Raw genomic sequence first — 26,790 nt, forward strand, 5'->3', positions numbered from 1 at the left:
GCAGACTCAGCCCACGATCTCGGCCTCGTCGCCGAGCTGTTGGGTGCTCTCGGAACGTCGTTCCAGCCAACCCGTGATGAGCGCAGTCCAGCGCGCAGGATCGTGGTTCCAGAGTTTCGTGTGACGCGCGCCCTCGAACACCTCGAACTCGATGAGATCGGGTCGGGATGCCGCGAATCGGCGTGACCCGTCGATGGGCACGAACCCGTCGTCGACGCTGTGCATGAGCAGGATCGGCACGTCGAACTCGTCGGCTCGCACAACGGGATCGAGCTCCTCGAGGCTGATCGGAGCCGCCACGCCGGTGAGCCCGCCGCTGAACGGGCCGCCGAGCAGTTGCGACACGCTGTCGCCGATCGCGCGGGGCAGGCCCAGCGCGCTGCCCTGGAAGCGCAGGATGTCGACCCAGTCGATCGCCGGCGAGTCGAGCACGACGCCGACGAGCCGCTCGCGGGCCTTCGCGGACCGCAGCACGGCCTGAAGCACGGTGGCGCCGCCCATCGACCAGCCCATCAGCACGATCTCCCGGGCGCCCCGCTCCTCGGCGAAGCGCACCGCGTCGACTGCGTCGGCCCACTCGGTGCCGCCGAGGCCGTACTTGCGGTCGGTGCTCTCGGGCGCCTCGCCGTCGTTGCGGTACGAGATGAGCAGTGTGCTCCAACCTGCCTCGTGTGCCGGTTTCACGGCGCGCAGTCCCTCGGTGCGCTTCCCTCCCCGACCGTGCACCTGGATCACCCAGCGGCGTTCGTCTGCGGAGGGAACGAACCAGGCGGGCGCGGGCCCGAGCGTCGTATCGACGATCACGTTCTCGTACGGGAGGTCGAGCTCCCACGGCCCGAGGTGGAACGCGCTGTCGATGCGGCCCCGAGACGCGCGCTCGAGCCGCCCGAAGTCGATCGACTCGATGCGCCGGCGCACCGCGCCATCGTCGCTGACGACGACATCGCCGAACCGAGCGTGCCCCGAGTCGCGGTCGAACCAGAACCCGTAACGTCCGCGCATGCGCGCCTCGTCGGAGTCTTCGAGCACGATCTCGCCGGCTTGCCGGTCGACCTGGAGGATTCTGACGTCCTCCTCGCGCCGCGCGGGCGGCGTCACGACCCGGCGGGCCATCACCACGGTGAGCACCGCGGCTGCCGTGGCCGCGGCGGCGACGCCGGCTGCCAGGAGCGCGGCGGCGGCGGTCGCGACTCCGATCACTCCGACCTTGCGGTCGCGTCGAACCATGCGATCCCCCTCCCGACGTGGGCTCAGGTGCACCGGGGCGCGGCGTGCCGCCCACGTGCGTTCCGATCGAGACTCTAGTCTGCAGACGTGCCCGACGATGCGATCCAGACGCCGGCCGAGTTCGAGGCCGCACTCGCCTCGCTGCGCGCCGCGACGCCCCGCAAGGAGCTGGCGATCTCCGAGATCACCGCCCCCGCATCGCTCGCTCCCTTCGCGGTCGCCCTGTCGGCGGATGTCGCACCCTCGAGGCATGGCGACGACTCGGAGCTGGGCACCGGCCGCTTCATCCTGCTGTACGACCCGACCGAGCCCGAGGCATGGGGTGGGCGTTTCCGCGTCGTGTGCTTCGCGCAGGCGCCGCTCGAGACCGACATCGGCCTCGACCCGTTCCTGGCGGATGTGGCGTGGTCATGGCTCATCGACGCGCTCGATGCGCGGGGAGCCCGCTACATCGCCGCCTCGGGCACCGCCACCAAGATCCTCTCGACCGGGTTCGGCGAGTTGGCGCATCAGGGAGACGGCGCCCAGATCGAATTGCGCGCCTCGTGGACGCCCCTCGACGCCGCGGTGGGTCCGCATGTGGAAGGCTGGGGTGAGTTGTTGTGCATGCTTGCAGGGCTCCCACCCCACTCGGAAGGGGTGACCGCACTGCCACGTCGGAGGTCGCACCGTGGATGAGTTCCGGGTGATCGAGACGCCCGCCGAGTTCGACGACGCCGTTCAGCGTCTCCTCGACGGCGACGGTCCCGTCGCGGTCGACGCGGAACGGGCGAGCGGGTTCCGATACTCGCAACGCGCCTACCTCATCCAGATGTACCGACGCGGTGCGGGCACCTTCCTGTTCGATCCGCCGCAGATCCCCGATTTCTCCGCGCTCGAGTCGGCCATCCGCACCGATGAGTGGGTGCTGCACGCGGCGAGCCAGGACCTCGCCTGCCTGCGCGAGGTCGGGCTCGACCCCGACCGCATCTTCGACACCGAACTGGCTGCGCGACTGCTCGGGATGCCGCGGGTCGGCCTCGCTTCGGTCGTCGAGGAGTTGCTCGACATCAAGCTCGCCAAGGAGCACTCGGCGGCGGACTGGTCGACGCGGCCCCTGCCGCAGTCATGGCTCAAGTACGCGGCGCTCGACGTGGAGCTGCTCGTCGATGTGCGCGACCGGCTGGCCGAGCGGCTCGACGAGGCGGGCAAGGCCGACCTGGCGGCACAGGAGTTCGACGCCGTGCTGCACCGTGCCGCGAAGCCCCCCGCCGCCGAACCGTGGCGACGGCTCTCAGGCATCCACGCCATGCGGAGCCCTCGCAATCTCGCCGTGGCCCGTGAACTGTGGCTGTCGCGCGACGCGCTCGCGGTCGAGCTCGACAGTGCACCCGGACGACTCGTCCCCGACGCCTCGATCCTCGCCGTGGCGCGCACCCTCCCATCGACGCGGCGCGCGCTCGCCGACATGCGCGACTTCACGGGGCGCGCCAGCCGCACCGAGATCGACCGGTGGTGGACTGCGATCGAACACGGGCTCACCACCACCGAGCTGCCCGCCGTGAGGGTGCCGAGCGACTCGCCGCCACCGCCGCGCGCATGGGCATCGCGCAACCCCGAGGCCGACGCCCGCCTGCGCGTCGCGAAGGGGGCCGTGGCCGAGGTGGCCGAGTCGTTCGGCATGCCCGTCGAGAACCTGCTCACCCCCGACTTCCTGCGTCGCGTGGCCTGGACGCCGCCCCCGCATCCCGACGCCGCATCGATCGGGGCGGCGCTCGCCGAGCTCGGCGCACGCGCCTGGCAGGTTGAGGCAACCTCACAGACAATCGCCGATGCCTTTGTCGAGGCATCACAATCCCTGCGGGACGCCACCTCGACCGATTCGTAGGTTCCATCAACCGATTCCGTCGCGTTCACGACGGGTTCGTAGGATCGGTGCATCCTGATCGAAAGTGAGCTGCAGCGTGGCTGATCAAGCTGAAGTCGTATTCGTCGACGGGGTCCGCACCCCGTTCGGCAAGGCCGGCGACAAGGGCATGTACTGGAACACCCGGGCCGACGATCTCGTCGTGAAGGCGATCGTCGGACTGCTCGAGCGCAATCCGAACGTGCCGAAGGACCGCATCGACGACGTCGCGATCGCGGCGACGACCCAGAGCGGCGACCAGGGCCTGACCATCGGCCGCACCGCCGCGATCCTCGCCGGTCTCCCGAAGACCGTGCCCGGATTCGCGATCGACCGCATGTGCGCCGGCGCGATGACCTCCGCCGCGATGATGGCCGGTTCCATCGGGTTCGGTATGTACGACCTCGCGATCGCCGGCGGCGTCGAGCACATGGGGCACCACCCCATGGGCTCGGGAGTCGACCCGAATCCTCGCTTCCTCAGCGAGCGGCTCGTCGGTGAGGACGCCCTCGTCATGGGTGCGACCGCCGAGCGCATCCACGACCGGTTCCCGCAGCTCACCAAGGAGCGCAGCGACCGCTACGCACTCGCGAGCCAGCAGAAGACCGCAGCGGCGTACGAGGCGGGCAAGATCCAGCAGGACCTCGTCCCGGTCGCGATCCGCACCGAGGAGGGATGGGGCCTCGCCACGCGCGACGAGGTCATGCGCCCCGAGACCACGCTCGAGGGGCTCGCCGGTCTGAAGACCCCGTTCCGCCCGCACGGACGCATCACGGCCGGCAACGCCTCGGGGCTCAACGACGGCGCGACCGCCGCGATCCTCGCCTCGGGCACCATCGCGAAGGAGCTCGGACTCACCCCCAAGATGAAGCTCGTGAGCTACGCCTTCGCGGGCGTCGACCCCGAGATCATGGGCATCGGGCCGATCCCGGCCACCGAGAAGGCGCTTCGCAAGGCCGGTCTGACGATCGACGACATCGATCTGTTCGAGATGAACGAGGCGTTCGCCGTGCAGGTGCTCTCCTTCCTCGACCACTACGGAATCGCCGACGACGACCCCCGGGTCAACCCGTGGGGCGGCGCCATCGCCGTCGGCCACCCGCTGGCGTCGTCGGGCGTGCGCCTGATGAACCAGCTCGCGAGCCAGTTCACCGAGCGCCCCGACGTGCGCTACGGCATCACCAGCATGTGCGTCGGCCTCGGCCAGGGCGGCACCATGATCTGGGAGAACCCCAACTTCAACAAGAAGGCGAAGAAGGCGTGACCGACTACTCGACCATCGATTTCGACTCGCTCGTTGCCCTCGCGGGTGAAGACGAGGTCGTCACGCACTCGTTCGTGCGCGACATCCCCCTGACGGCCGGCAAGACACTCGCGCTCATCACCCTCGACAACGGTCGCGACCACACGCGACCGAACACGCTCGGAGCGGCGACGCTGCTCGAGTATGCGACGACGCTCGACGGGCTGAAGGCGCGCGCCGCCGCAGGCGAGATCCACGCGGTCGCCGTCACCGGCAAGCCGTTCATCCTCGCCGCCGGTGCAGATCTCTCGAAGGTCGCCGAGATCCCCGACAAGGAGACGGCGAAGAAGTTCGTGCAGCTCGGTCACTACGCGCTCGCGAAGCTCAGCGAAGTCGGCGTGCCGTCGTTCGCGTTCTACAACGGCCTCGCGCTCGGCGGCGGCCTCGAGATCGGACTCCACGCCGACTACCGCACGGTCGATGCCTCCGCGCCGGCGCTCGCACTGCCCGAGGTCTTCCTCGGCCTCATCCCCGGTTGGGGCGGAGCCACGATCCTCCCCAACCTCATCGGCATCGAGAACGCCCTCAAGGTCGTCATCGAGAACCCGCTGAAGCAGAACCGCACGCTCAAGGGGCAGGACGCCCTCGACCTCGGTATCGCCGACGCGATCTTCCCGTCGGTCACCTATCTCGAGGACTCGCTGCGCTGGGCCGATGACGTGATCTCGGGTCGCGTGAAGGTCAAGCGGCCGAACGAGCCCGGCAAGGTGGAGCGCCTCGTCAAGTGGGATGCCGCGATCGGGATCGCGACGAAGATGCTGAAGAGCCGCATCGGTTCGGTGCCGCAGTCGCCGTACGCCGCGCTCGACCTCATGAAGGCCGCCAAGAACGGCACCCGCGCCGAGGGTTTCCAGCGTGAAGACGAGGTGCTCGCGGACCTCATCGCGGGCGACCAGCTGCAGGCTTCCGTGTACGCGTTCAACCTCGTGCAGAAGCGCACGAAGCGGCCCGCCGGCGCGCCCGACAAGGAACTCGCGAAGAAGGTCGCCAAGGTCGGCGTGATCGGTGCGGGGTACATGGCGAGCCAGCTCGCCCTGCTCTTCGTGCGACGCCTGCGCGTGCCCGTGGTCATCACGGACATCGATCAGGAGCGCGTCGACAAGGGCGTCGCCTACATCGCGGGCGAAGTCGACGCCCTGCTCGCCAAGGGTCGCATCTCCCCCGACGAAGCGAACCGCCTGAAGGCACTCGTCACGGGAACGACCGACATGGCCGACTTCGCCGATTGCGACTGGGTCATCGAGGCCGTCTTCGAAGAACTCGAGATCAAGCAGAACGTCTTCGCCGAGATCGAGCCCCACCTCTCCCCCGAGGCCGTGCTCGCCACGAACACGTCGTCGCTCTCGGTCGAGCAGATCGGGGCGAAGCTCGCGCACCCCGAGCGTCTGGTCGGCTTCCACTTCTTCACGCCGGTCGCCGTCATGCCGCTGATCGAGGTCGTGAAGACGCCCCACACCGATGACGCGACGCTGTCGACCGCGATGGTGACGGCGAAGAACCTCAAGAAGAACGCAGTCATCACCGCCGACACCCCGGGCTTCGTCGTCAACCGCCTGCTCGCCGTGCTGCTCGGCGAGGCGATGCGTGCGGTCGACGAGGGCACCTCGTTCGAGACCGTCGACCAGGCGATCGCACCGCTGGGCCTTCCGATGGCGCCCTCGACGCTGCTCGACCTCGTCGGCCTCAAGGTGGGCGCGCACGTGCTCGACACGCACCATGCGGCGTTCCCCGACCGGTTCTACCGCAGCGAGAACCTGCACAGGCTCGCCGACTACGGCAAGCTCCTCGAGAAGGACGACAAGGGCAAGGTCAAGGGCTTCGACAAGGGCGCGATGAAGATCGTCTCCGGCGGCAAGAACGCCCGTAGTGCCGACGACATCCTCGTCAGCCTGCAGGACGGTCTGGCCCGCGAGGTGCGGCTCATGCTCGACGAACACGTGGTCGCTGCGCCTGAGGACATCGATCTCTGCATGATCCTCGGCGCCGGCTTCCCATTCCAGATGGGTGGCGTGACCCCCTACCTCGACCGCGTCGGCGCATCCGAGCGGGTCTTCGGCGACACGTTCCACCACCCGCCGATCGCTGGCGTGGGCGCGTAACGCTCGATGTGACACCGAATGGGGCCCTCGACGAGGGCCCCATTCATGCATCCGGTACACCGCGACGCCGGGACATCCGCTACTCGGATACGCGACGCGACGGCGCAGGTCAGACGCGCGGCTGCGGGCGCGTGTCGGTCGAGACCCCCGACTCGGCACCGGCTCCGCGGGCGTGCGGCAGCTTGGACCCGAGCACCATCGCGGTCACATCGCGGGCGATGTGCTGCGGCGTGAGGCCGACGCGCTCGAGGATGTCACCTCGAGCGCCATGGTCGAGGAACTCGTCGGGAAGACCGAGCTCGGTGACCGCGGTGTCGACGCCCGCCTCTCGGAGGTCCTGACGGATGCGCGTGCCGATGCCGCCGACGCGGATGCCGTCTTCGAGGCTCACGACGATGCGATACTCGGCCGCGAGCTCGACGAGGCTGCGCGGCACGGGGACGACCCAGCGCGGGTCGATGACCGTGGCGCCGATGCCCTGCGCTTCGAGTCGTTCAGCGACCTCGAGTCCGGTGCCGGCCATCGGTCCGACGGTCACGAGCAGCACGTCCTTGCGCTCGGACTCCACGAGCACATCGACGCCATCGTCGGTGCGACGGACCGCGTCGTAGTCGACGCCGACGGTGCCCTTCGGGAAACGGAGCACAGTGGGCCCGTCGTCGACCGCGACCGCCTCGCCCAGCTCTTCGGCGAGTCGCACCGAGTCGCGAGGCGCGGCGATGCGGATGCCGGGCACGACCTGCAGGATCGAGAGATCCCACACGCCGTGATGACTCGGGCCGTCGGGCCCGGTGACCCCGGCACGGTCGAGCACGAAGGTCACGCCGGCCTTGTGCAGCGCAACGTCCATGAGCACCTGGTCGAACGCCCGGTTGATGAACGTCGCGTAGACCGCGACGACCGGGTGGAGGCCGCCGAACGCGAGACCCGCCGCCGACGTCGCGGCGTGCTGCTCGGCGATGCCGACGTCGAGGACACGGCTCGGGAATCGCTCGGCCATGCGGTGCAACCCGGTGGGCCGCAGCATGGCGGCCGTGATGCCGACGAGGCGGTCGTCGCGCTCGGCGAGACGCACGAGCTCATCGGCGAACACCGAGGTCCACGACGGGGCTGAAGGCGACTCGAGCGACTCGCCGGTCTCGGGATCGATCTGACCCACGGCATGGAACTGGTCGGCCGCATCGAGGCGGGCGGGCTCGTACCCACGGCCCTTCTCGGTGATCGCGTGCACGATGACCGGTGCTCCGTAGTCCTTCGCCTGGCGAAGCGCCCACTCCATGGCGTGCTCGTCGTGGCCGTCGACCGGTCCGATGTACTTGATCTCGAGGTTCGAGTACAGCGCCTCGTTGTCGGTGAACCGACTGAGGAACCCGTGCAGGCCGCCGCGAACGCCTCGGTAGAACGCGCGGGCGGGCTCGCCCATGCGATCGAACGCTCGACGGCTCGACAGGTGCAGGTTGCGGTAGCTCTGCTGTGTGCGCACGGTGTTCAGGAAGCGGGCCATGCCGCCGATGGTCGGCGCGTACGACCTGCCGTTGTCATTGACGACGACGACCAGGTTTCGGGTGTTGTCGTCGGAGATGTTGTTCAGGGCCTCCCACGTCATGCCGCCCGTGAGGGCGCCATCGCCGACGACGGCGACGACGTGGCGGTCGTCTTGACCCGTCATCTCGAAGGCGCGCGAGATGCCGTCGGCCCACGACAGCGAGCTCGACGCGTGCGAGCTCTCGACGATGTCGTGCTCGGACTCGGAACGCTGCGGGTACCCCGCGAGACCGCCCGTCGCACGCAACGTCGAGAGGTCGCGGCGGCCGGTGAGCAGCTTGTGCACGTAGGACTGATGCCCGGTGTCGAAGACGATCGCGTCGCGCGGCGAGTCGAAGACGCGGTGGATGGCGATGGTCATCTCGACGACGCCGAGATTCGGACCGAGGTGACCCCCGGTCTTCGACACCGACTCCACGAGGTAGTCGCGGATCTCCCGTGCGAGCTGGTCGAGTTGCTCTTGACTCAAAGCGTCGAGATCGCGCGGTCCCGAGATGGTCTCGAGCAGGGTCATGCGGAAACCGCCTTTCACGAAGCCCCGGAAGGGCGGGGCACCCGACGATTCTACGCGCCCCGGCATTCAGCTCCCTCGCGCGCTGGCGGGTCCGCGAGGGCGGGAGGAGAATCGGAGACGACGCCTCCGCGGCCCGACGGTGCGCCGAGAGGGGGCACCATGCGCACCCGACCGCAACGACTCGCGGATGTCGCAGGCTTCAACATCGATCGCGTCGCCGACGCCGCCGGAAGCGATCCGTCAGTGCTGCGCCTCGAGAACCTCGACACGGATCTGGGTCCGCCGACCGAAGCGATCACGGCCACCATCGCGGCGGCAGGGACGCTCGAGGCGAACTCCTGGCTGCCGTTCACCGGCAAGCCCTCGATGAAGGAGGCGATCGCAGCACGGGTGGCGCAGCGGTCCGGAGTGGCATACGACCCGGCGACTGAGGTGGTGGTGAACTCGAGCGACGGGGAGGCCCTGCTCGACGCGCTGCTCGCGCTCGTCGACCAGGGCGACGAGGTCGTGCTCACCGATCCGACGTACGCCGGCCTGCTCAACCGTGTGCGTCTGGCCGGGGCGGTGCCGCGGCTCGTGCCGCTCCTCTCGGCATACGGCGAATGGCGCCTCGACCTCGACGCACTCGAGCGGGCCGTCTCTGCGGCGACCCGCGCGATCCTCGTGGCGAACCCGGCGTTCCCGACCGGCATCGTGCTGTCCGACGCGGAGTGGGTCGAGCTCGCGCGCCTCTGCGTCGAACACGACATCTGGCTCATCTATTGGGCGTGGATGGAGGGGATCGTGTTCGACGGTCGGCCGATCCGGCACCCCGCATCCCTGCCCGGGATGCGAGAACGCACGATCATCGTCGGCAGCGCTTCGTGCGAGCAGCGGATGATCGGCTGGCGACTGGGATGGATCGTCGCGCCCGAGGCGGTCATGCCCGACCTCTCGGTCGTGCAGATCTACAACGGCCTCGTCGCCGGGGGCATTGCCCAGGCGGCAGGCGTTGCCGCGCTGACGGCGAGTGATGACGGGCTCACCCGCTGTGTAGCCGAGTGGCAGCGGCGACGCGATGTCGTGGGTCGCCAGCTCGCCGGACTCCCCATGATCCCTGCCGCAGGCGGATGGTCGCAGCTGGTCGACACCCGCGCACTCGGCGTGGAGCCTGCCGCGCTGTCGCGAACCCTGATCGAGCACGGCGTCGCGGCGACGCCGATGACTGGATGGGGCGGTGACATCGCCGACCGGCACCTGCGCATCGTGTTCAGCCGCGAGCCCGAGGACCGCCTCGAGTTGCTCGGCGATCGGTTCGCGGCAGCCCTGCGCGCAGTCGGCGCGGGATCCAGTCTCGGCTAGGGTCCTTTCCGAGCAAACCAGTATGCAGCGCGCGAGGCTGAGAACGACATCGGCGCACACCCTCGATCGAGGGTGCGCGCCGATTCGGATCGTTCGTTACGCGACGAGCGAGCGCAGCACGTACTGCAGGATGCCGCCGTTGCGGTAGTAGTCGGCCTCGCCAGGGGTGTCGATGCGCACGACCGCGTCGAACTCGACGGGCTGCTTTCCGGCGGGCGAGTGCTCGCTCGGCGCGGCGACGACGCGCACCGTCTTGGGGGTGACGCCGTCGTTCAACGCCTCGAGGCCCGTGATCGAGACGACCTCGGTGCCGTCGAGCCCCAGCGACGCCCAGCTCTCACCTGCCGGGAACTGCAGCGGGACGACACCCATGCCGATGAGGTTCGAGCGGTGGATGCGCTCGAAGCTCTCGGTGATGACCGCCTTGACGCCGAGCAGGCTCGTGCCCTTCGCGGCCCAGTCGCGCGACGAGCCCGAACCGTACTCCTTGCCGCCGAAGATCACGAGGGGCGTGCCCTGAGCCTGGTAGTTCTGGCTCGCGTCGTAGATGAACGACTGCGGGCCCTCGGCCTTGGTGAAGTCGCGCGTGTACCCGCCCTCGACGCCGTCGAGGAGCTGGTTCTTGAGGCGGATGTTCGCGAACGTGCCGCGGATCATGATCTCGTGGTTGCCGCGACGCGAGCCATAGGAGTTGAAGTCCTTGCGCTCGACACCGTGCTCGGTGAGGTACTGACCTGCCGGGCTGTCGGCCTTGATCGAGCCGGCCGGGCTGATGTGGTCGGTCGTGACCGAGTCGCCGAGCTTGGCGAGCACGCGCGCGCCGGCGATGTCGGCGACCGGCGTCGTCTGCATCGTCATGCCGTCGAAGTACGGGGGCTTGCGGACGTAGGTGGATGCCTCGTCCCATTCGAACACCGAACCGGTCGGCGTTTCGAGGTTGCGCCACCGCTCGTCGCCCTCGAAGACGCTCGCGTACTGGTGGGTGAACATGTCCTTGTCGATCGAGTCGTCGATCGTCTGCTGCACCTCGGCGGCGTCGGGCCAGATGTCGCGGAGGAACACGTCGTTGCCGTCGCCGTCCTTTCCGAGCGCGTCGACCTCGAAGTCGAAGTTCATCGAACCCGCGAGTGCGTAGGCGATCACGAGCGGCGGGCTCGCGAGGTAGTTCATCTTGACGTCGGGGTTGATGCGACCCTCGAAGTTGCGGTTGCCCGAGAGCACCGCGGTGACCGCGAGGTCCTTCTCGTTGACGGCCGCGGAGATCTCGTCGATGAGCGGACCCGAGTTGCCGATGCAGGTCGTGCAGCCGTAGCCGACGGTGTAGAAGCCGAGGTCCTCGAGGTCCTTCGTGAGTCCGGCCTTCTCGTAGTAGTCGGTGACGACCTTGGAGCCCGGCGCGAGCGTGGTCTTGACCCACGGCTTCGCCTTGAGACCCTTCTTGGCGGCGTTGCGGGCGAGCAGGCCGGCCGCGAGCATGACCGAGGGGTTCGACGTGTTGGTGCACGAGGTGATCGCCGCGATCGCGACCGCACCGTGGTCGAGCGTGAACTTCTCGCCGCCGGCGAGGGTGACGGGCGTGGGGTTCGAAGCCGTCGCCGGGGCGTGGCTGCGGTGGTGGTGCTCGTGGTGGTTGTACTCGTCTTCGGGTGTGTTGCCGGGCGGGTCGGATGCCGGGAAGGACTCGGAGATCTCGAGGTCGACGAGGTCGTGGTCGACCGTCGCGTAGTTCAGCAGGTCCTTCTCGAAGGCGGTCTTCGACTCGGACAGCTCGATGCGGTCCTGCGGGCGCTTGGGCCCCGCGATCGACGGTACGACCGTGCTGAGGTCGAGCTCCATGTACTCGCTGAACGCGGGCTCGTTGTCGGCGTCGTGCCAGAGCTTCTGGACCTTCGAGTACGCCTCGACGAGGGCGACCTGCTCTTCGCTGCGGCCGGTGAGGCGCAGGTAGTCGAGCGTGACCTCGTCGATCGGGAACATCGCTGCGGTCGAGCCGAACTCGGGGCTCATGTTGCCGATGGTCGCGCGGTTCGCGAGCGGCACCGACGCGACGCCCGTGCCGTAGAACTCCACGAACTTGCCGACCACGCCGTGCTTGCGCAGCATGTCGGTGATCGTGAGCACGACGTCGGTGGCCGTGACGCCGGTCGGGATCGATCCCGAGAGCTTGAAGCCCACGACCTTGGGGATGAGCATCGAGACGGGCTGGCCGAGCATGGCCGCCTCGGCCTCGATGCCGCCCACGCCCCAGCCGAGCACGCCGAGGCCGTTCACCATCGTGGTGTGCGAGTCGGTGCCGACGCAGGTGTCGGGGTACGCGCGGAGCACGCCGCCGACCGTGCGGGTGAAGGTGACCTTCGCGAGGTGCTCGATGTTCACCTGGTGCACGATGCCCGTGCCCGGGGGGACGACCTTGAAGTCGTCGAACGCCGTCTGGCCCCACCGCAGGAACTGGTAGCGCTCGCCGTTGCGCTCGTATTCGATCTCGACGTTGCGCTCGAGCGCGTTCTCGGTGCCGAAGAGGTCGGCGATGACCGAGTGGTCGATGACCATCTCGGCGGGTGCGAGCGGGTTGATCTTCGACGGGTCTCCGCCGAGCGCGACGACCGCTTCGCGCATCGTCGCGAGGTCGACGATGCAGGGCACGCCGGTGAAGTCCTGCATGACGACGCGAGCCGGCGTGAACTGGATCTCGGTGTCGGGCTCGGCGGTGGGCACCCACGAGCCGAGTGCCTCGATCTGCTGCTTGGTGACGTTCTTGCCGTCTTCGGTTCGGAGCAGGTTCTCGAGCAGCACCTTGAGGCTGAAGGGAAGCTTCTCGTAGCCCGGCACGGTGTCGAGCCGGAAGATCTCGTAGGTCTGGTCACCGACCTGGAGCGTGTCCTTCGCCCCGAAACTGTTCACTGCTGACACGATGCCCTCTCCTTCGCGGATGCCGCCGAACACGCGGTCGACACTCCATCTTCCCTGTCGGCCGTGGGGCTGATCCAGCAAGGGTAACCTAAGCCGTTCGCCCGCCGACAGGCTTCGCACGCGGTGCGAATTTATCTTGACGTCGAGATAACTGTATCACTCCGCGGAGCGGGTCGCCGACGGGTAGACGGCACGCACGACGAGCCACGAGAACACGAGCACGAGCGCGTAGAGCGGCACGCCCATGAGCAGCCGGGTGGCGCCGAGCGCCTCGACGTTGTCGACGAGGTACAGGGGCACCTGCACCAGCAGGCGGCCGACGAAGAGGCCGATCCACACCAGCGTGAGGAACTGCGCCGCACGGTACTTGCGGCGATCGTGCTTCCACGCCACGCCGTCTCCCATGAGGAACCCGACGATGAGCCCGATCGCCGGCCACCGCACGAGCAGCGAGACCATGAGGGCGAGCGCGTACGCCGCGTTCGTGAAGAAGCCGAGCACGTAGTTGTCGCGGGCATCCCCGGTCCACAGCGCGAGCGCCGCCGAGGCGATCACGCCGATCAGGCCGGCGATCGCCTGCGTGGGCTGCCCTTTCGTCGCGATGCGAACGATCGTGAAGACCACCGCCAGTCCGACGGATGCCCCGAGCGCGGGGAACAGCGCGGCCTGCGGGTCTTGGCCGCCGAAGCTCGTGAGCGAGCTGTACACGACGAGGAACACGAGGCCGGGCAGCAGCGCCTCGAGGATGCCGCGCACTCCCCCGACTGCCACGAGCAGATCGCGGCCGCTCAGCTTCTCATCGCGCGCGAGCGCGCCGAGGCCGCTCTTCTCCGCGGCCGCGGCGAACTGGCGGCCGAACTCCGACGCTTCGGGCGAACTCGGTGCCGAGGCATCCGCTCGCTCGTCGTCGTGCTCGGAGCCGGGCGAGCCCGCGGAATCGCTCATCGTCACTGGGGGGTCGGCGCGCCGGTGGATGACGCGGGCATGCGAAGCGGGATAAGGTCACGCGGCGGCATGGGCGTCGAGCCGCGAACGACGACGATCGAACGGAACAGGTCTTCGACCAGCGCCGCCGATGCGGGGTCGACCGCAGCCTCGCCCGCGATGACGCCGCGGAGGAACCAGCGAGGACCGTCGACGCCGATGAAGCGGGCGAGCCGCATCTGGCCGGCCTGGCCCTCGGCGGCCGCGACCGGGATCTGGGCGAGCAGCTCGGGGCCGAACGCCCCTTCGCGCACGGTGGTGGTGCCGCCCTGACGCGCGATCTGGTCGGCGATCTGCGCTCGGATCTCGTGCCAGAGCCCGCTCGAGCGCGGCGCGGCGAACGGCTGCACCTGCAGCGTCGAATTCGCGTAGTCGAGGCCGATCGCGACCACGCGCTTCGTGCCCTCTTCGACCTCGAGGCGAAGGTGCAGGCCTTCGCGCGGAAGGACCTTCACACCGCCGAGGTCGACATATGGACGGACCGGATTGGCCTCGGACTCGTCGAACGGCCCCGCCGACGCACGGTCGTCGGGGGCGGACTTGGGTTGCTCGGCGGGCGTTCCGCCGGTGTTCTCGATGTCGCTCACGCGTTCACTCCTGACTTGTGCTCCCCGAATCCGGTGGAGCCGAACCCACCCTCGCCGCGCATGCTGTCGGGCAGTCGCTCGACCTCGACGAACCGGGCTCGCGTCACCGGCATCACGACGAGCTGGGCGATGCGATCGCCCGCCTCGATCGTGTACGGCTCGCGGGCGTCGGTGTTGAGCAGCGAGACCTTGATCTCGCCACGGTAGCCCGCATCGACGGTGCCCGGTGCGTTCACGATCGTGATGCCGTGCTTGAACGCGAGACCCGACCGCGGCACGACGAACGCGACGTAACCGTCGGGGAGGGCGATCGCGACTCCGGTGCCGACTGCGGCGCGCTCGCCCGGGGCGAGCACGACGGACTCGGAAGCATGGAGATCGGCGCCCGCGTCGCCCGCGTGGGCGTACGAGGGAAGGCGCTCGGCGGTGATCAGCACGTCGACGGAATCGGTCACTGTTCGAGGGTAGTGCAGAAGTCTGGTGGGATAGAGCCATGCCCGACTACCGCGAGAAACTCTGGCCGACACCCTGGATCTACGTCGCCAGCCTGCTGCTGATTCCCGCGAGCATCCTCGTGCTCGCGCCCGTCTCGATGCCGGCCGGAATCGTGACCGGAGTCGTGCTCTACGTCGGGCTCGTCGGCTCTCTGGCGCTGACCGCCCCGCTGATCGAGCTGCACGGAGGGAGGCTTCGCGCCGGCCGAGCCGAGATCGCGCTCACCGACGTCGGCGAGGCCGTGCCGGCCGACGAGGAGCAGGCCCGCGTCGAACGCGGAACCGGTCTCGACGCCCGTGCGTTCCTCGTCATCCGCGGCTGGATCAAGCCCGTCGTGCGGATTCCCGTCGTCGACCCCGCCGACCCCACGCCGTACTGGCTGGTCTCGACTCGACGACCGAAAGAACTGGCCGCCGCGATCAATCGATCGCGACGGCCTGATGTGCAGGAGTCTGGCGCCTAGGCCGCACACTCCAGGCAGATCGGTCCGAGCTTCGTCTCGTGATCGATCTGCGAACGGTGCTTCACGAGGAAGCAGTTCACACACGTGAACTCGTCAGCCTGCGGGGGCAGCACCACGACGTCGAGCTCGACGTCGGAGAGGTCGGCACCCGAGAGGTCGAAGCCTCCGGGGTTGTCGGCGTCTTCGACGTCTACCACGCCCGACATCTTGTCGGGGACGCGCTCCTTGAGGGCCTCGATCGACTCCGAGTCGTCGTCGGTCTTCCGCGGTGCGTCGTAATCCGTTGCCATTCCCATCCATTTCCTCAGCGCCGGAGATTCGGCGGGCATAGTCTGCATCAAATCGGTTGCCGAAGCAAACCGTTTTACGCGGGTGTTCCCGCTGCTACCTGCTCAACTTCCGGCGCGCCCGGGCTATTCCCGCCGGGTCTCCTCGACGCATGGCATCCTTGGGCGGAGACGAAGGCACGGAAGGGCTTGTCCCATGCAGGAACTGAAGGTAATCGGCGTCGAGAACGGCGCCTTGCTCGCCGCCTCCGACGATGGCGCACGCTTCCGGATCGAGATCGACGAGGTGCTCCAGTCGCGGATCCGGCAGGCGCAACCCGAACAGCACACCGGGCCCAAACCGTCACCTCGTGAGATCCAGGCGCACATCCGCTCGGGCCTGTCGGCTGAAGAGGTCGCCGAGGTCACCGGCGCCGCCGTCGAGTACATCCGCCGGTTCGAGGGGCCCGTGCTCGCCGAACGCGAGCACGTCGTCACGAGCGCCCTGGCCGTGCCGGTCAATGCGACGCTCGAAGGCGACTCCGCCGACGAACCGGCGTCGTTCGGCGCAGTCCTGCGGGAACGTCTCGCGAAGCTCGGTGCGGAGGGCGAACGGTGGGCGAGCTGGAAGGACGAGGAGCGCGGCTGGATCGTCAAGCTCGAGTTCACGGCCGACACGATCGACCACGACGCCCGCTGGAGCTTCGAACCGCGCAAGCAATCGCTGCAGCCGCTCAACTCCGAGGCGATCACGCTCTCGCAGCAGGGCGAGCTGAAGGGCGGACTCATCCCACGGCTGCGCGCGGTGAGCCCCGACTCCGACGAATCGCGCTTCGACAGTGGTGCGTTCACGTTCGATGAGCACGAGCAGAGCGACGCCGACACCGCGCCGCACCTCGAGCCCCTCCCCTATGCACGAACGCCGCAGACCTCGAGTCCAGCCGTCGCACGCGCCGCGATCAAGCGCGCCGACGAGCCACGGCAGTCGCTCGGCGAAACCGCCGACCTGCTCGAGGCGCTGCGCCGACGACGTGGCGAGCGGGAGGCAGCGGGCGACGCCGAGTCGTCGCCTGCGCAGCCGCACCAGCACCCCGCCCCTAAGCCGGCTCCGCCCGCCGCTCAGACTGCCGCCGAGACGCCCCAGCTGCCGATCGAGGCGGCCGCCGACGAGAAACCCGGGACCGGCGCACGGAGCATCTGGGGCAAGGCGGCCAACGGGCCGACCGGAAACCGCAGCGCGAAGAAGGGTCGGGCCTCGATGCCCAGCTGGGACGAGATCGTCTTCGGCGCACGCACCGACGACGACCTGGCCTGACTCCGCCGGGCCGAGTACCCGGAAGCGCACGTGTCACGCGCGGAACGACGTCTCGCGCGCGCAACACCGACGCGTCGGACTCCGCGCGCGACCGCGTTACGCCGACTTCTCGGCGCGGCGCGGCTTGTGCGGCACGATGGTGGGTGCGGCGTTGTCGAGCACCGCTGCCTTGGTGACCACCACGCGTGCGACTCCGGTCGTCGACGGCACCTCGAACATGATCGGGCCGAGCACTTCCTCCATGATCGCGCGAAGCCCTCGAGCACCGGTCTGACGCAGCACCGCGAGGTCGGCGATGGCCTCGAGCGCCGCGCCCTCGAAGTCGAGCTCGACGCCGTCGAGCTCGAACATGCGCTGGTACTGCCTGACGAGCGCGTTCTTCGGCACCGTGAGGATCTCCATGAGCGCCTCGCGATCGAGCGGCGTGACCGTGGCGACCACCGGCAGTCGGCCGATGAACTCGGGGATGAGCCCGAACTTGTGGAGGTCTTCGGGCAGGACCTCGCTGAAGATGTCGGCTTCGTCTTCCTTGTTGTGCAGAGGGGCACCGAACCCGATGCCCCGCTTGCCCGCCCGTGACGAGATGATGTCCTCGAGGCCCGCGAACGCACCCGCGACGATGAACAGCACGTTCGTGGTGTCGATCTGGATGAACTCCTGGTGCGGATGCTTGCGCCCGCCCTGCGGGGGCACCGACGCCACGGTTCCCTCGAGGATCTTGAGCAATGCCTGCTGCACGCCCTCGCCCGAGACATCCCTCGTGATCGACGGATTCTCGGCCTTGCGGGCGATCTTGTCGACCTCGTCGATGTAGATGATGCCCGTCTCTGCCCGCTTCACGTCGTAGTCGGCGGCCTGGATGAGCTTCAGCAGGATGTTCTCGACGTCTTCGCCGACGTAGCCGGCCTCGGTGAGCGCCGTCGCGTCGGCGACGGCGAACGGCACGTTCAACTGCTTCGCGAGCGTCTGCGCGAGGTAGGTCTTGCCGCAACCCGTCGGGCCGATGAGGAGGATGTTCGACTTGGCGATCTCGACGTCGTCGTGGGCGCGATCGGCGGTCGTCAGCGTGGTGCGGGCGCGAACTCGCTTGTAGTGGTTGTACACCGCGACGGCGAGCGCCTTCTTCGCGGCCTCTTGACCGATGACGTACTCCTCGAGGAAGGCGAAGATCTCTTTCGGCTTGGGCAGTTCGAACTCGCCCGACTCCGACTCGCCCGCCTCTGCGAGACGCTCTTCGATGATCTCGTTGCAGAGTTCGACGCACTCGTCGCAGATGTAGACGCCAGGACCGGCGATGAGCTGCTGCACCTGCTTCTGGCTCTTTCCGCAGAAGGAGCACTTGAGCAGATCGGCGCTTTCCCCGATGCGTGCCATCAGTGCCTCCCTCTCGACGAGCCTGTTCCGAGCCTAGCCCGAGATCGGGCGGTTGGCGGGTAAGGCTGTGGAATCGACACGATGTCGCGTTCGTCTGTCGCGAACTGACGCATACACGCCGGATCGGGTTCGCTGCGGGACATCCGTTCGCAGAAGAAACGCGACGGATGTCGCGGGCTGGGGTTCAGCCGCGACATCCGCCGCGTCAGCATCGTGAGCGTCAGCGCGCGATCGCCGGAAGGCTCTTGCGCGAGGTCAGCACCTGGTCGATGAGGCCGTACTCGAGCGCCTCCTCGGCCGAGAGGATCTTGTCTCGGTCGATGTCGGCGTTCACCTGCTCCTGCGTGCGGTTCGAGTGGCGCGAGAGCGTCTCTTCGAGCCACGAGCGCATGCGCAGGATCTCGGCGGCCTGGATCTCGATGTCGCTGGCCTGGCCGTGGCCGGCCTCGCCCATCGCCGGCTGGTGGATCAGCACGCGGGCGTTCGGCAGCGCCAGGCGCTTTCCGGGCGTGCCCGCCGAGGCGATCACCGCTGCGGCCGAGGCGGCCTGTCCGAGGACGACCGTCTGGATCTGGGGACGGATGTACTGCATCGTGTCGTAGATCGCGGTCATCGCGGTGAACGAGCCACCGGGCGAGTTGATGTAGAGGATGATGTCGCGGTCGGGGTCCATCGACTCCAGCACGAGCAGCTGCGCCATGATGTCGTCGGCCGACGCGTCGTCGACCTGCACGCCGAGGAAGATGATGCGGTCCTCGAAGAGCTTCGCGTAAGGGTCTTGCCGCTTGTACCCGTAGGCCGTGCGCTCTTCGAAGCTCGGCAGGATGTAGCGCGAGCTCGGGGCCTGGACGCCGTTGAAGGCGGTGCCGCCGAAAGCAGGGATGTTCATTCGCTCGTTCTCTCTTCTCTCGGCGCCTACGCCTGGTCGGTTCCGCCGCCGCCGGACACGTCGAGTGCCGACTCGCGGATGTGGTCGACGAAGCCGTACTCGAGCGCCTCTTGTGCGTTGAACCAGCGGTCGCGGTCGCCGTCGCGGTTGATCTGCTCGACCGACTTGCCGGTCTGCGCCGCGGTGATCTCGGCGAGGCGCTTCTTCATGTCGAGGATGAGCTGCGCCTGGGTCTGGATGTCGCTCGCGGTGCCGCCGAAGCCGCCGTGCGGCTGGTGCAGCAGCACGCGCGCGTTGGGGGTGATGTAGCGCTTGCCCTTGGTGCCCGCGGTGAGGAGGAGTTGGCCCATCGAAGCCGCCATGCCGATGCCGACCGTGACGATGTCGTTCGGCACGAACTGCATGGTGTCGTAGATCGCCATGCCCGCCGTGATCGACCCGCCCGGTGAGTTGACGTAGAGGTAGATGTCCTTCTTCGAGTCCTCAGCGGCGAGCAGCAACAGCTTCGCCGCGATCTCGTTGGCGTTCTCGTCGCGTACCTCGGACCCCAGCCAGATGATGCGGTCCTTCAGCAGTCGATCGAAAACACCGGGGCTGGGTGTCGCTTCGGCCATGTGTCGCTCCGTTTCGGTTGTCGCGTTGAAATCGAATCTATCCGTTGCAACGCACGCGAACGGGGCTGTTCGCCCTAGGCGGATGCCGTCAGCGCTTCGGCATATGCGGCGAGTGATCTGCGATACCTCGGCAGGTGCGCGGCGAGCGCCGCGAGGGCATCGGATGCCGCACGCCGGGCATCGCCCGCATCGACGAGCGCGAGGGCGCGGAAGGCGACGACGGCGTCGTGCAGCTCGCCCGCCTCGGGTGCGATCGCGTCGAGCAGCGCGATGGATTCGAGCGGCCGGCCGAGGTTGCGGATCGTGGACGCGAGCTGGATGTGCGCTTGCACGCGCTCGGAGCCGGTGAGCCCGCTCGCGATCGCCGCCGTGTACAGCGGTTCCGCCTCGGCCTCGAGTCCTGCCGAGTCGCGGGCGCCGGCCCGCTCGAAGAGCGCGTTCGGATCATGCTCGGGCCGCTCGGCAGCGAGCTCGTCGATGCGTCGGACCACCTCGGCGTCGCCGAGCTCATGGGCGCTCGCCCAGACCGCGTCGACCCGAGCCTGCCAGTCGGACATCGGGAACCTCCCCAGACCACGAACGGGGCCGGGCGATGTGCCCCGGCCCCGTTCACGCGATTCGCTCGACGACTACTCGGCGTCGGCCTTCTTGGTGGCGCGCTTCTTCGGCGCGGGCTTCTCGGCGGCCTCTGCCTCGTCGGCAGTGGCGGCCTTCTTCGGCGCACGCTTCTTCGGCGCGGGCTTCTGCTCTTCGACCGGAACTTCGGCCTCGTCGGCAGCGGATGTCTCGTCGGCAGCGGCCTCGTCGGCGTCGCTCACGGCAGTGAACTCGCTGAGGTCGACCGCATTGCCCGCGGCGTCGGTGACCTTCGCCTTGCCGAGCGCGATCGCGAGCGCCTTGTTGCGCGCGACCTCGCCGACCATGGCGGGGATCTGGCCCTGCTGGCTGAGGATCTGCACGAACTCGTTCGGGTCCATGCCGTACTGGGCGGCACCCTGCACGAGGTACTGGGTCAGTTCGTCTTGGCTGACCTGCACCTTCTCGGCCTCGGCGATGGCGTCGAGCACGATCTGCGTCTTGAACGCCTTCTCGCTCGCCTCGACGACCTCGGCACGGTGCGTGTCGTCTTCGAGCCGGCCTTCGCTCTCGAGGTGACGGTGCACCTCGTCATCGATGACGCTCTGCGCGACCGGCACCTCGGCGAGCTCGAGGAGCTTGTCGACGAGGAGGTCACGAGCCTGGCTGCCCTGGCCGAACGACTTGTTGCGCGCGACCTGCTGCTTGAGGCTGTCGGTCAGCTCGGCGAGCGTGTCGAACTCGCTCGCGATCTGCGCGAAGTCGTCGTCGGCCTCGGGGAGCTCGCGCTCCTTGACCGCGGTCACCGTGACGGTGATCTCGGCGGTCTCGCCCTCGTGGTCGCCGCCGAGCAGCTTGGAGGCGAACGTGGTGGTCTCGTCTGCCGAGAGGGTGTCGAGCGCCTCGTCGATGCCTTCGAGCAGCTCGCCGGAGCCGAGTTCGTAGGAGATGCCGCTCGCGGTGTCGACCTCGGTGCCGTCGATGACGGCGACGAGGTCGAGGGTCACGAAGTCGCCGGTCTTCGCCGGGCGGTCGACCGTGATGAGCGTGCCGAACCGGCTGCGCAGGCGGTCGAGCTCTTCGGTGACCTCGTCGTCGCCGATCTCGACCGAGTCGACCGTCAGCTCGAGGCCGTCGTACGCGGGCAGCTCGATGTCGGGGCGCACGTCGACCTCGATGGCGAGCAGCAGGTCGCCCGAGAAGTCCTTCTCGCTGGGCCACTCGACGATGTCGGCCTCGGGCTTGCCGAGCGGGCGGAGCTCGTGCTCGGCGACCGCGGCGCGGAAGAAGCCGTCGAGGCCCTCGTTGACGGCGTGCTCGAGCACGGCGGCCTTGCCGACCCGCTGGTCGATGATGGGCGGCGGCACCTTGCCCTTGCGGAAGCCGGGCACGTTGACCTGCTCGGCGATGTGGCTGTAGGCGTGGGTGATGCTGGGCTTCAGCTCCTCGGGCGTCACCGAGATGGTGAGCTTGGCGCGCGTCGGGCTCAGCTTCTCAACCGAAGTGGTCGGCATGTGGAAGATCTCCTGATTGTGTGGAAGTTCGTGTCGAGTCGTGCAACTCGTCGGGGCGACAGGATTCGAACCTGCGACCTCCCGCTCCCAAAGCGGGCGCTCTACCAAGCTGAGCTACGCCCCGAGTCGCCGACTCAACTCGTCGATTCACCCGCGCAGGCATGCCGAAACACGCGTCGGACGGGTGGACCCCCGAAAGTCTACTGCACACGGCGACGGCGTCGCTGTGCGGTCGCCCGACGGCGCGCCCTGTGGAGGGCGTGCCATCACGGGTCACCTGCGTGGCAGAGTGTGCGCATGACCGACAGTCCCTCGACTGCACCGCACGATCTGCGCCGGTGGCCGACCGAACCCGGGCAACTCGTCGACACGTCGCTCTGCCCGGCGTGCTTCACCGTGTTGACCACGGCTCGCTGCTCGCGATGCGACCTCGATCTCGCGGTTCCCGAGGCATCCGAACTGCTCGCGATCGGCAGGCGCATCCATGACGACGAGTCGAGCCGCCAGCGGGTGATCACGCAGATGCGCGCGGCGCAGGCTGCGCGGCCGCAGACGCTCGCGACCGCGCCCGCGATTCCCGCTGCCGCGTCGATCGATGTCGTGGTAGCGCCGACGGCTCCCGCACCCGAGACCAGCCACGCCCCTCGGGCACGGCACGGGGAAACGAGCACGATCGCGGATGCCTCGCCGCCCGCGTCGCTCGTCGGCGAAGCGTCGCCCTCGCCCACTCGCGGTGGGCGGTCGGGCGTGCAGGTGCTGCTGCTCACGCTCGGCGTGGTGCTCATCTCGGTCACGGCGATCGTGTTCCTCTTCGTCGCCTACCTCGTCGCGAGCCTCGAGGTGCGCTCGGTGATCATCGCGGCGGCGAGCGTGCTCGTGCTCGCAGTGGCATGGCTGCTGCGGGCCCGGCGCCTGCCCGGCACGGCCGAAGGCGTGGCATCGGTCGCGATCGTGCTGCTGTTGCTCGATGTGTGGATCGTTCGCGTCAACGAGTTGTTCGGCACCCACGAACTCGATGCCGCGGCCTATGCGGGCGGCGCCCTGCTATCCGTGGCCGCGATCCTGGCCGGCACCCGGGCGGTGAGCGGCATCCGGGTGACCGGGTTCGCGGCGGGCGCGCTGATTCCGCCGGCTGTCTTCCTCCTCGTCTTCAGCGCCGCTCCGGCGGACGAGTTCGCCACGGGCGCATGGATGGGCGCGCTCGCGACCTCGCTGGTCGGCACCGCCGCATTCTTCGCGCCGCGCATCCCCGAACGGGCGATTGTCGCGGGCGCCGGGTACGCCGGCGGCGCGATCGCGCTGATCGCGGCCGGCTTCGCGATGCCCGATCTCCCGTGGCACCACGTCTGGGCCTTCCTCGCCGGAGCAATCGCCTGGGGGGCAGCCCTCGTCGTCGTGCGACTTCGGTCTGCGTCCGTCGCGGCCGGTTGGGCCGCCGTCGCCGCACCGACGCTCGGCGTGAGCGCCGGGCTGACTGCGACCGTCGCCGTCTTCACCGAGCTCCAGCCCGGTGTCGCCCTCTGGCTCGCACCGCTGACCTCAGGGGTCGTCGCCTGCACCGCTGCGGCCCTGACGCGGCGACCGGCGCCAGTGGGTGTCGATGCAGTCCGTGCCTTCTCCGGGGCCGGCGCCGTGGCGATCGCCGCCGCCGCACCGGCGCTCTCCCTCGGCGGCCTCGCGCTGATGCGGCCGATGGTCGCGAGCATTCCCCCGTGGCAGCACGACGTGCTCCCCGCGCCCGTCGAGTTCGCCGATTCCAGGCTCGCCGTGCTCGCGACACCCTTCATCGTGGCTGCGGGGCTCACCGCTGTGCTCGCACTGCTCCGGCGCCTCCCGCGACGTGCCGTGCTCCCCGCCGGTGCGGTGCTGGCGGGGGCACTCATCGGCGGCGCGATGGCCGACGACGCGTGGGTGGCTGCTCTTGTGATGATCGCGATCGCGCTCGTGGCGCTCGTCATCGCGACGGTTCCACGCATTACACGGGTTCGCGGCCTCGTGCCGGTGCTCGCGGCAGGCGGCATTGTCGGCGCGGCCCTGGCATTGATGCTGGGGTACGTGAGCGCCGCGGTGTGGCCATGGACGACAGCAGCCGTGCTCGCGCTCGCTGTCGCGGGGCGCGTCCTCGCCGGGCGCGTCTGGCGAAAGGCGGGCGTGACCGGGATCGGCGCGGCGCACGTCGCCATCGCATCGGCGCTCGCGATGGTCGCGCTCCTCACGGTCGTACCATGGCTCGCGACATCCGATCTGCGTCTCGCGGCGCCGTGGGACGCGCTGTGGATGTGGGTCGCGACCGGAGGCGCGCTGCTGCTCGCCGGTGCGTCGTTCGCGCGCCTCGGCAATCCGGCCGACCGCATCGCCCTCGCCCTGCCGGCGCTGCTCGCAACCGTGACCTCGCTCGTCGCCGCACTGCTGGCAGCGCCCGAGGCCGGATGGCGGTGGGTGCCGGCCGTCGTGCTCACCGTCGCCGGCTTCGGGTGGATGCGCGCATCGAATCCGCTCGTGATCCGGATCCTCTTCGCGGCGTCGACGCCGCTCGCGCTCGGGTACGGCTTGGGCACGTTCGCGGCGCAGCTGTTCGGCGACGGGATCGTCGGCGTCGGGGTCGCCGCTGCAGCCCTGCTCTCGGCGGCACTCGCGCACGTCGTCGCACCCGGTGCCCGGCGGGCACCGTCGATCATGTGGGTCGTCGCGGTCGCGATTCTCGGCGCGGTCGCACTCGGCTACGCAGCCTCAGCGGCTCCCGAGCCGTGGCTCGTGCTCCTCATCCTGTTCCCCGTCCCGATCGTGCTCGCAGCCCTCCGGGGCGACCCGTTCACGGCGACCGATCCGATGCGTCATCTCGCGTGGGTCAGCCTCGCGCTGGCCGTCGTCGCGGTCTGGGCATGGCTTGCTGGCGATGGCGTCGACGACGTCGAGGCCTACACGCTGCCGCTCGCGGCCGCGCTCGCCGCGACCGCGGGGCTCATCACCTGGCGCCGCGCGCCTGACGGTTCGACGGCATCCGGGCGCACGGCGCTCGTCGGCGCGGCTACGGCGGTGGCCGTGCTGCCGAGCGTCGCGTCGAGCGCTGATTCCGAGGTGCGCACGCTGGTACTGTGCGCGGCCGGCGCCGTCGTCGCCCTCGCCTCGATCTTCCTGCCCGACGCGGCCCGTGGCGTGCCGATTCGACTGCTCGTCACCGCGGCCGGGTGGACCGCCGTGACCGGTGCGGCCCTGATGCGCGGCGGCGCGGTCGCTGCCGGCATCGACGACAGCGTTGTGCCGGTCGAGTTCTGGCCGCTGATCGCGCTCGCGACGGGCGTCGTCGTCGCCATCGCGTGGGCCCGCGACCACACCCGGCCCGCGGTGTTCGGCGAAACGCTGTTCGCGGCATCCGTCGCCATCGCCACGGTGCCGACGCTCATCGCCATCGTGTTCGGCGAACAGAGTGACCTGCGTGCCGCCGTGCTGTTCCCGGCGATCGCCGCGGCACACATCGCGGGCGGGGCAACTGCCGCCCGCCCGATCGCCGGCCCGATCTTCGCGTGGACGACGCGCGGGGCGCTCGTGATCGGCGGTGCCATCGCACTCTCGAACGGCAACGTCGACCCGTTCGACATCGTCACGGCTTCAGCCGGCGTGGCGTTCATCGGGTGGGGTGCGCTCAGCATGCGCCGCTCCCCCGAACTCGGAAGCTGGACCGCGCTCGGCATCGGACTCGCCGTGCTCCTCGTGCCGCCGCTCATCGCCGACTTCACCGACCCCGAACTGTGGCGCATCGTCGCCCTCGGACTCGTCTCGGCGGCAACCGTGCTCATCGGCGCCGTCCGGCGCCTGCAGGCGCCGCTTGTGTTCGGCGGCGCCGTGCTGCTCGTGCACGCGATCGCACAGCTCTGGCCCGTGATCACCTGGCTCTACGAGGCCGTGTGGTGGTGGCTCTGGCTCGGCATCGCGGGAGTGATCCTGGTGGTGCTCGCCGCGACCTACGAGCGCCAGCTCCGCTTCGCGAGAGGAACGATCGGCGCGATCACGACATTGCGCTGACGTCACGCCGTGCACGAACCTGTCCACGGCGTGTACTACGATGATGCAGTGCCCGCGAGCGGGTCACGGGGATGTAGCTCAATGGTAGAGCCTCAGTCTTCCAAACTGATTACGCGGGTTCGATTCCCGTCATCCCCTCCGATTCTCCTCCATCGTCGTCCTGTGGCCCCGGGCGTTCTCGCATGATGAACGGATGTCGCGACATCCGCTCGACCGAAGGTCGAACCCAATCAGCCGAGCCTTCCCTTCCTTGAAATACGGGGGCATCCGCGTAGCGTTGAAGACGACAACGAGACAGGGAAGGTTGACACGATGACCGACATCCAGACCGCACCGAAGACCGGATCGAACGCCGACGTCGCCGCAGGCGTCGCCCAGTACCTCACCCCCGTCGTGCACGAACTGATCGCCCTCGCCGTCAACGGCAAGCAGGCGCACTGGCATGTGCGCGGCGCGAACTTCATCGCCGTGCACGAACTGCTCGACGACGTCGTGGCTCACGCGCAGGACTGGTCCGACATCGCCGCTGAGCGCGTCGTGGCCCTGGGCCTGCCGATCGACGGGCGCCTCGCGACCGTCGCCGCGAAGACCGGCGCCGAGAACCCCAAGCTCGGGTTCCTTCCGTACGACGAGGCGATCGCCGGCGTCGTCAGCCAGATCGATCTTGCGACCGAGAAGGTCAACGCCGCGATCGACGGCCTCGCCGAGCTCGACCCCACGAGCCAGGACGTCGTGATCGAGATCCGGCGCGGCCTCGACAAGGACCGCTGGTTCCTCTTCTCGCACATCGCCGTCAAGTAGTGATCGCGGGCTGACGGGCCCGGGTGCAGATCGCCGCTCCGACGGCGGCTGCACCCGGGCCCGAG

21 protein-coding genes and 2 tRNA genes are annotated in these 26,790 nt (G+C 69.0%); 10 read left to right on the forward strand and 13 right to left on the reverse strand.

Annotation, left to right across the window (positions count from 1 at the left end):
• Nucleotides 1-6 precede the first annotated feature (6 nt).
• A complete protein-coding gene (locus tag LQ757_RS08630; RefSeq protein WP_231046807.1) occupies nt 7-1,227 on the reverse strand; it encodes an alpha/beta hydrolase family protein in 1,221 nt (406 codons plus the stop codon).
• An 87-nt stretch (nt 1,228-1,314) separates the two neighbouring features.
• Here LQ757_RS08630 and LQ757_RS08635 point away from each other — a divergent pair, with 87 nt between their 5' ends.
• From LQ757_RS08635 to LQ757_RS08650, 4 genes are all read left to right on the forward strand, one after another.
• Nucleotides 1,315-1,905 carry a DUF3000 domain-containing protein gene (locus tag LQ757_RS08635; RefSeq protein WP_231046808.1) on the forward strand — a complete coding sequence of 197 codons (591 nt, stop codon included), beginning with the start codon at nt 1,315-1,317 and terminating at the stop codon, nt 1,903-1,905.
• The gene (locus LQ757_RS08640) at nt 1,898-3,094 is read left to right on the forward strand and encodes a ribonuclease D (RefSeq protein ID WP_231046809.1); all 1,197 of its coding nucleotides are present in this window, start codon (nt 1,898-1,900) and stop codon (nt 3,092-3,094) included. The genes LQ757_RS08635 and LQ757_RS08640 overlap by 8 nt, the downstream gene beginning before the upstream one ends.
• A gap of 76 nt (nt 3,095-3,170) precedes the next feature.
• Entirely contained in the window at nt 3,171-4,376 is a 1,206-nt protein-coding gene (locus tag LQ757_RS08645) for a thiolase family protein (protein ID WP_231046810.1), read from the forward strand.
• Nucleotides 4,373-6,514: a 3-hydroxyacyl-CoA dehydrogenase NAD-binding domain-containing protein gene (locus LQ757_RS08650; protein WP_231046811.1), complete on the forward strand. Its 2,142-nt coding sequence runs from the start codon at nt 4,373-4,375 to the stop codon at nt 6,512-6,514. Before LQ757_RS08645 ends, LQ757_RS08650 begins: the two co-directional genes overlap by 4 nt.
• A gap of 109 nt (nt 6,515-6,623) precedes the next feature.
• Here LQ757_RS08650 and dxs read toward each other — a convergent pair whose 3' ends face one another.
• Nucleotides 6,624-8,573 (reverse strand): 1-deoxy-D-xylulose-5-phosphate synthase, encoded by a 1,950-nt coding sequence (gene dxs, locus LQ757_RS08655; RefSeq protein ID WP_231046812.1) that lies wholly within the window; start codon nt 8,571-8,573, stop codon nt 6,624-6,626.
• 159 nt (nt 8,574-8,732) lie between these two features.
• On the opposite strand from dxs, the gene LQ757_RS08660 reads away from it, so the two are divergent.
• Nucleotides 8,733-9,914 carry a pyridoxal phosphate-dependent aminotransferase gene (locus LQ757_RS08660; protein WP_231046813.1) on the forward strand — a complete coding sequence of 394 codons (1,182 nt, stop codon included), beginning with the start codon at nt 8,733-8,735 and terminating at the stop codon, nt 9,912-9,914.
• 96 nt (nt 9,915-10,010) lie between these two features.
• On the opposite strand, the gene acnA is transcribed toward LQ757_RS08660, so the two are convergent.
• The 4 genes from acnA to dut form a co-directional block, all read right to left on the reverse strand.
• Nucleotides 10,011-12,824: an aconitate hydratase AcnA gene (gene acnA / locus LQ757_RS08665; RefSeq protein WP_308195594.1), complete on the reverse strand. Its 2,814-nt coding sequence runs from the start codon at nt 12,822-12,824 to the stop codon at nt 10,011-10,013.
• 156 nt (nt 12,825-12,980) lie between these two features.
• Nucleotides 12,981-13,769 (reverse strand): DUF3159 domain-containing protein, encoded by a 789-nt coding sequence (locus LQ757_RS08670; protein WP_231046814.1) that lies wholly within the window; start codon nt 13,767-13,769, stop codon nt 12,981-12,983.
• Between the two features lie 2 nt (nt 13,770-13,771).
• Complete coding sequence (locus LQ757_RS08675) at nt 13,772-14,395, reverse strand: DUF3710 domain-containing protein (RefSeq protein ID WP_231046815.1); 624 nt, start codon at nt 14,393-14,395, stop codon at nt 13,772-13,774.
• Nucleotides 14,392-14,850, reverse strand: coding sequence for a dUTP diphosphatase (gene dut, locus LQ757_RS08680; RefSeq protein WP_231046816.1), 459 nt, complete (start codon nt 14,848-14,850; stop codon nt 14,392-14,394). The genes LQ757_RS08675 and dut overlap by 4 nt, the downstream gene beginning before the upstream one ends.
• Before the next feature lie 38 nt (nt 14,851-14,888).
• Between dut and LQ757_RS08685 the strand changes: the two genes are divergently transcribed.
• On the forward strand, nt 14,889-15,353 hold the full coding sequence (locus LQ757_RS08685) for a DUF3093 domain-containing protein (protein WP_231046817.1): 465 nt from the start codon (nt 14,889-14,891) through the stop codon (nt 15,351-15,353).
• On the opposite strand, the gene LQ757_RS08690 is transcribed toward LQ757_RS08685, so the two are convergent.
• Nucleotides 15,350-15,643: a DUF4193 domain-containing protein gene (locus LQ757_RS08690; protein ID WP_231046818.1), complete on the reverse strand. Its 294-nt coding sequence runs from the start codon at nt 15,641-15,643 to the stop codon at nt 15,350-15,352. The genes LQ757_RS08685 and LQ757_RS08690 overlap by 4 nt on opposite strands.
• Nucleotides 15,644-15,836: 193 nt before the next feature.
• Between LQ757_RS08690 and sepH the strand changes: the two genes are divergently transcribed.
• On the forward strand, nt 15,837-16,934 hold the full coding sequence (gene sepH, locus LQ757_RS08695) for a septation protein SepH (protein ID WP_231046819.1): 1,098 nt from the start codon (nt 15,837-15,839) through the stop codon (nt 16,932-16,934).
• 96 nt (nt 16,935-17,030) lie between these two features.
• Here sepH and clpX read toward each other — a convergent pair whose 3' ends face one another.
• The 6 genes from clpX to LQ757_RS08725 all read right to left on the reverse strand — a co-directional run bounded on the left by clpX (nt 17,031) and on the right by LQ757_RS08725 (nt 22,025).
• Nucleotides 17,031-18,308: an ATP-dependent Clp protease ATP-binding subunit ClpX gene (clpX, locus tag LQ757_RS08700; protein WP_231046820.1), complete on the reverse strand. Its 1,278-nt coding sequence runs from the start codon at nt 18,306-18,308 to the stop codon at nt 17,031-17,033.
• A 220-nt stretch (nt 18,309-18,528) separates the two neighbouring features.
• Nucleotides 18,529-19,197 carry an ATP-dependent Clp protease proteolytic subunit gene (locus LQ757_RS08705; protein WP_231046821.1) on the reverse strand — a complete coding sequence of 223 codons (669 nt, stop codon included), beginning with the start codon at nt 19,195-19,197 and terminating at the stop codon, nt 18,529-18,531.
• 26 nt (nt 19,198-19,223) lie between these two features.
• Nucleotides 19,224-19,811, reverse strand: coding sequence for an ATP-dependent Clp protease proteolytic subunit (locus LQ757_RS08710; RefSeq protein ID WP_231046822.1), 588 nt, complete (start codon nt 19,809-19,811; stop codon nt 19,224-19,226).
• 74 nt (nt 19,812-19,885) lie between these two features.
• A complete protein-coding gene (locus LQ757_RS08715; RefSeq protein ID WP_231046823.1) occupies nt 19,886-20,368 on the reverse strand; it encodes a tetratricopeptide repeat protein in 483 nt (160 codons plus the stop codon).
• A gap of 72 nt (nt 20,369-20,440) precedes the next feature.
• On the reverse strand, nt 20,441-21,901 hold the full coding sequence (gene tig / locus LQ757_RS08720) for a trigger factor (RefSeq protein WP_231046824.1): 1,461 nt from the start codon (nt 21,899-21,901) through the stop codon (nt 20,441-20,443).
• 50 nt (nt 21,902-21,951) lie between these two features.
• A tRNA-Pro gene (locus LQ757_RS08725) sits at nt 21,952-22,025 on the reverse strand.
• A 173-nt stretch (nt 22,026-22,198) separates the two neighbouring features.
• Between LQ757_RS08725 and LQ757_RS08730 the strand changes: the two genes are divergently transcribed.
• From LQ757_RS08730 to LQ757_RS08740, 3 genes are all read left to right on the forward strand, one after another.
• Nucleotides 22,199-25,924, forward strand: coding sequence for an SCO7613 C-terminal domain-containing membrane protein (locus tag LQ757_RS08730; protein ID WP_231046825.1), 3,726 nt, complete (start codon nt 22,199-22,201; stop codon nt 25,922-25,924).
• 67 nt (nt 25,925-25,991) lie between these two features.
• Nucleotides 25,992-26,062: transfer RNA gene (locus LQ757_RS08735), tRNA-Gly, on the forward strand.
• Between the two features lie 174 nt (nt 26,063-26,236).
• On the forward strand, nt 26,237-26,725 hold the full coding sequence (locus LQ757_RS08740) for a Dps family protein (RefSeq protein ID WP_231046826.1): 489 nt from the start codon (nt 26,237-26,239) through the stop codon (nt 26,723-26,725).
• Nucleotides 26,726-26,790 lie beyond the last annotated feature (65 nt).

Source organism: Agromyces cavernae, from assembly GCF_021044935.1.
Taxonomy (GTDB): Bacteria; Actinomycetota; Actinomycetes; order Actinomycetales; family Microbacteriaceae; genus Agromyces; species Agromyces cavernae.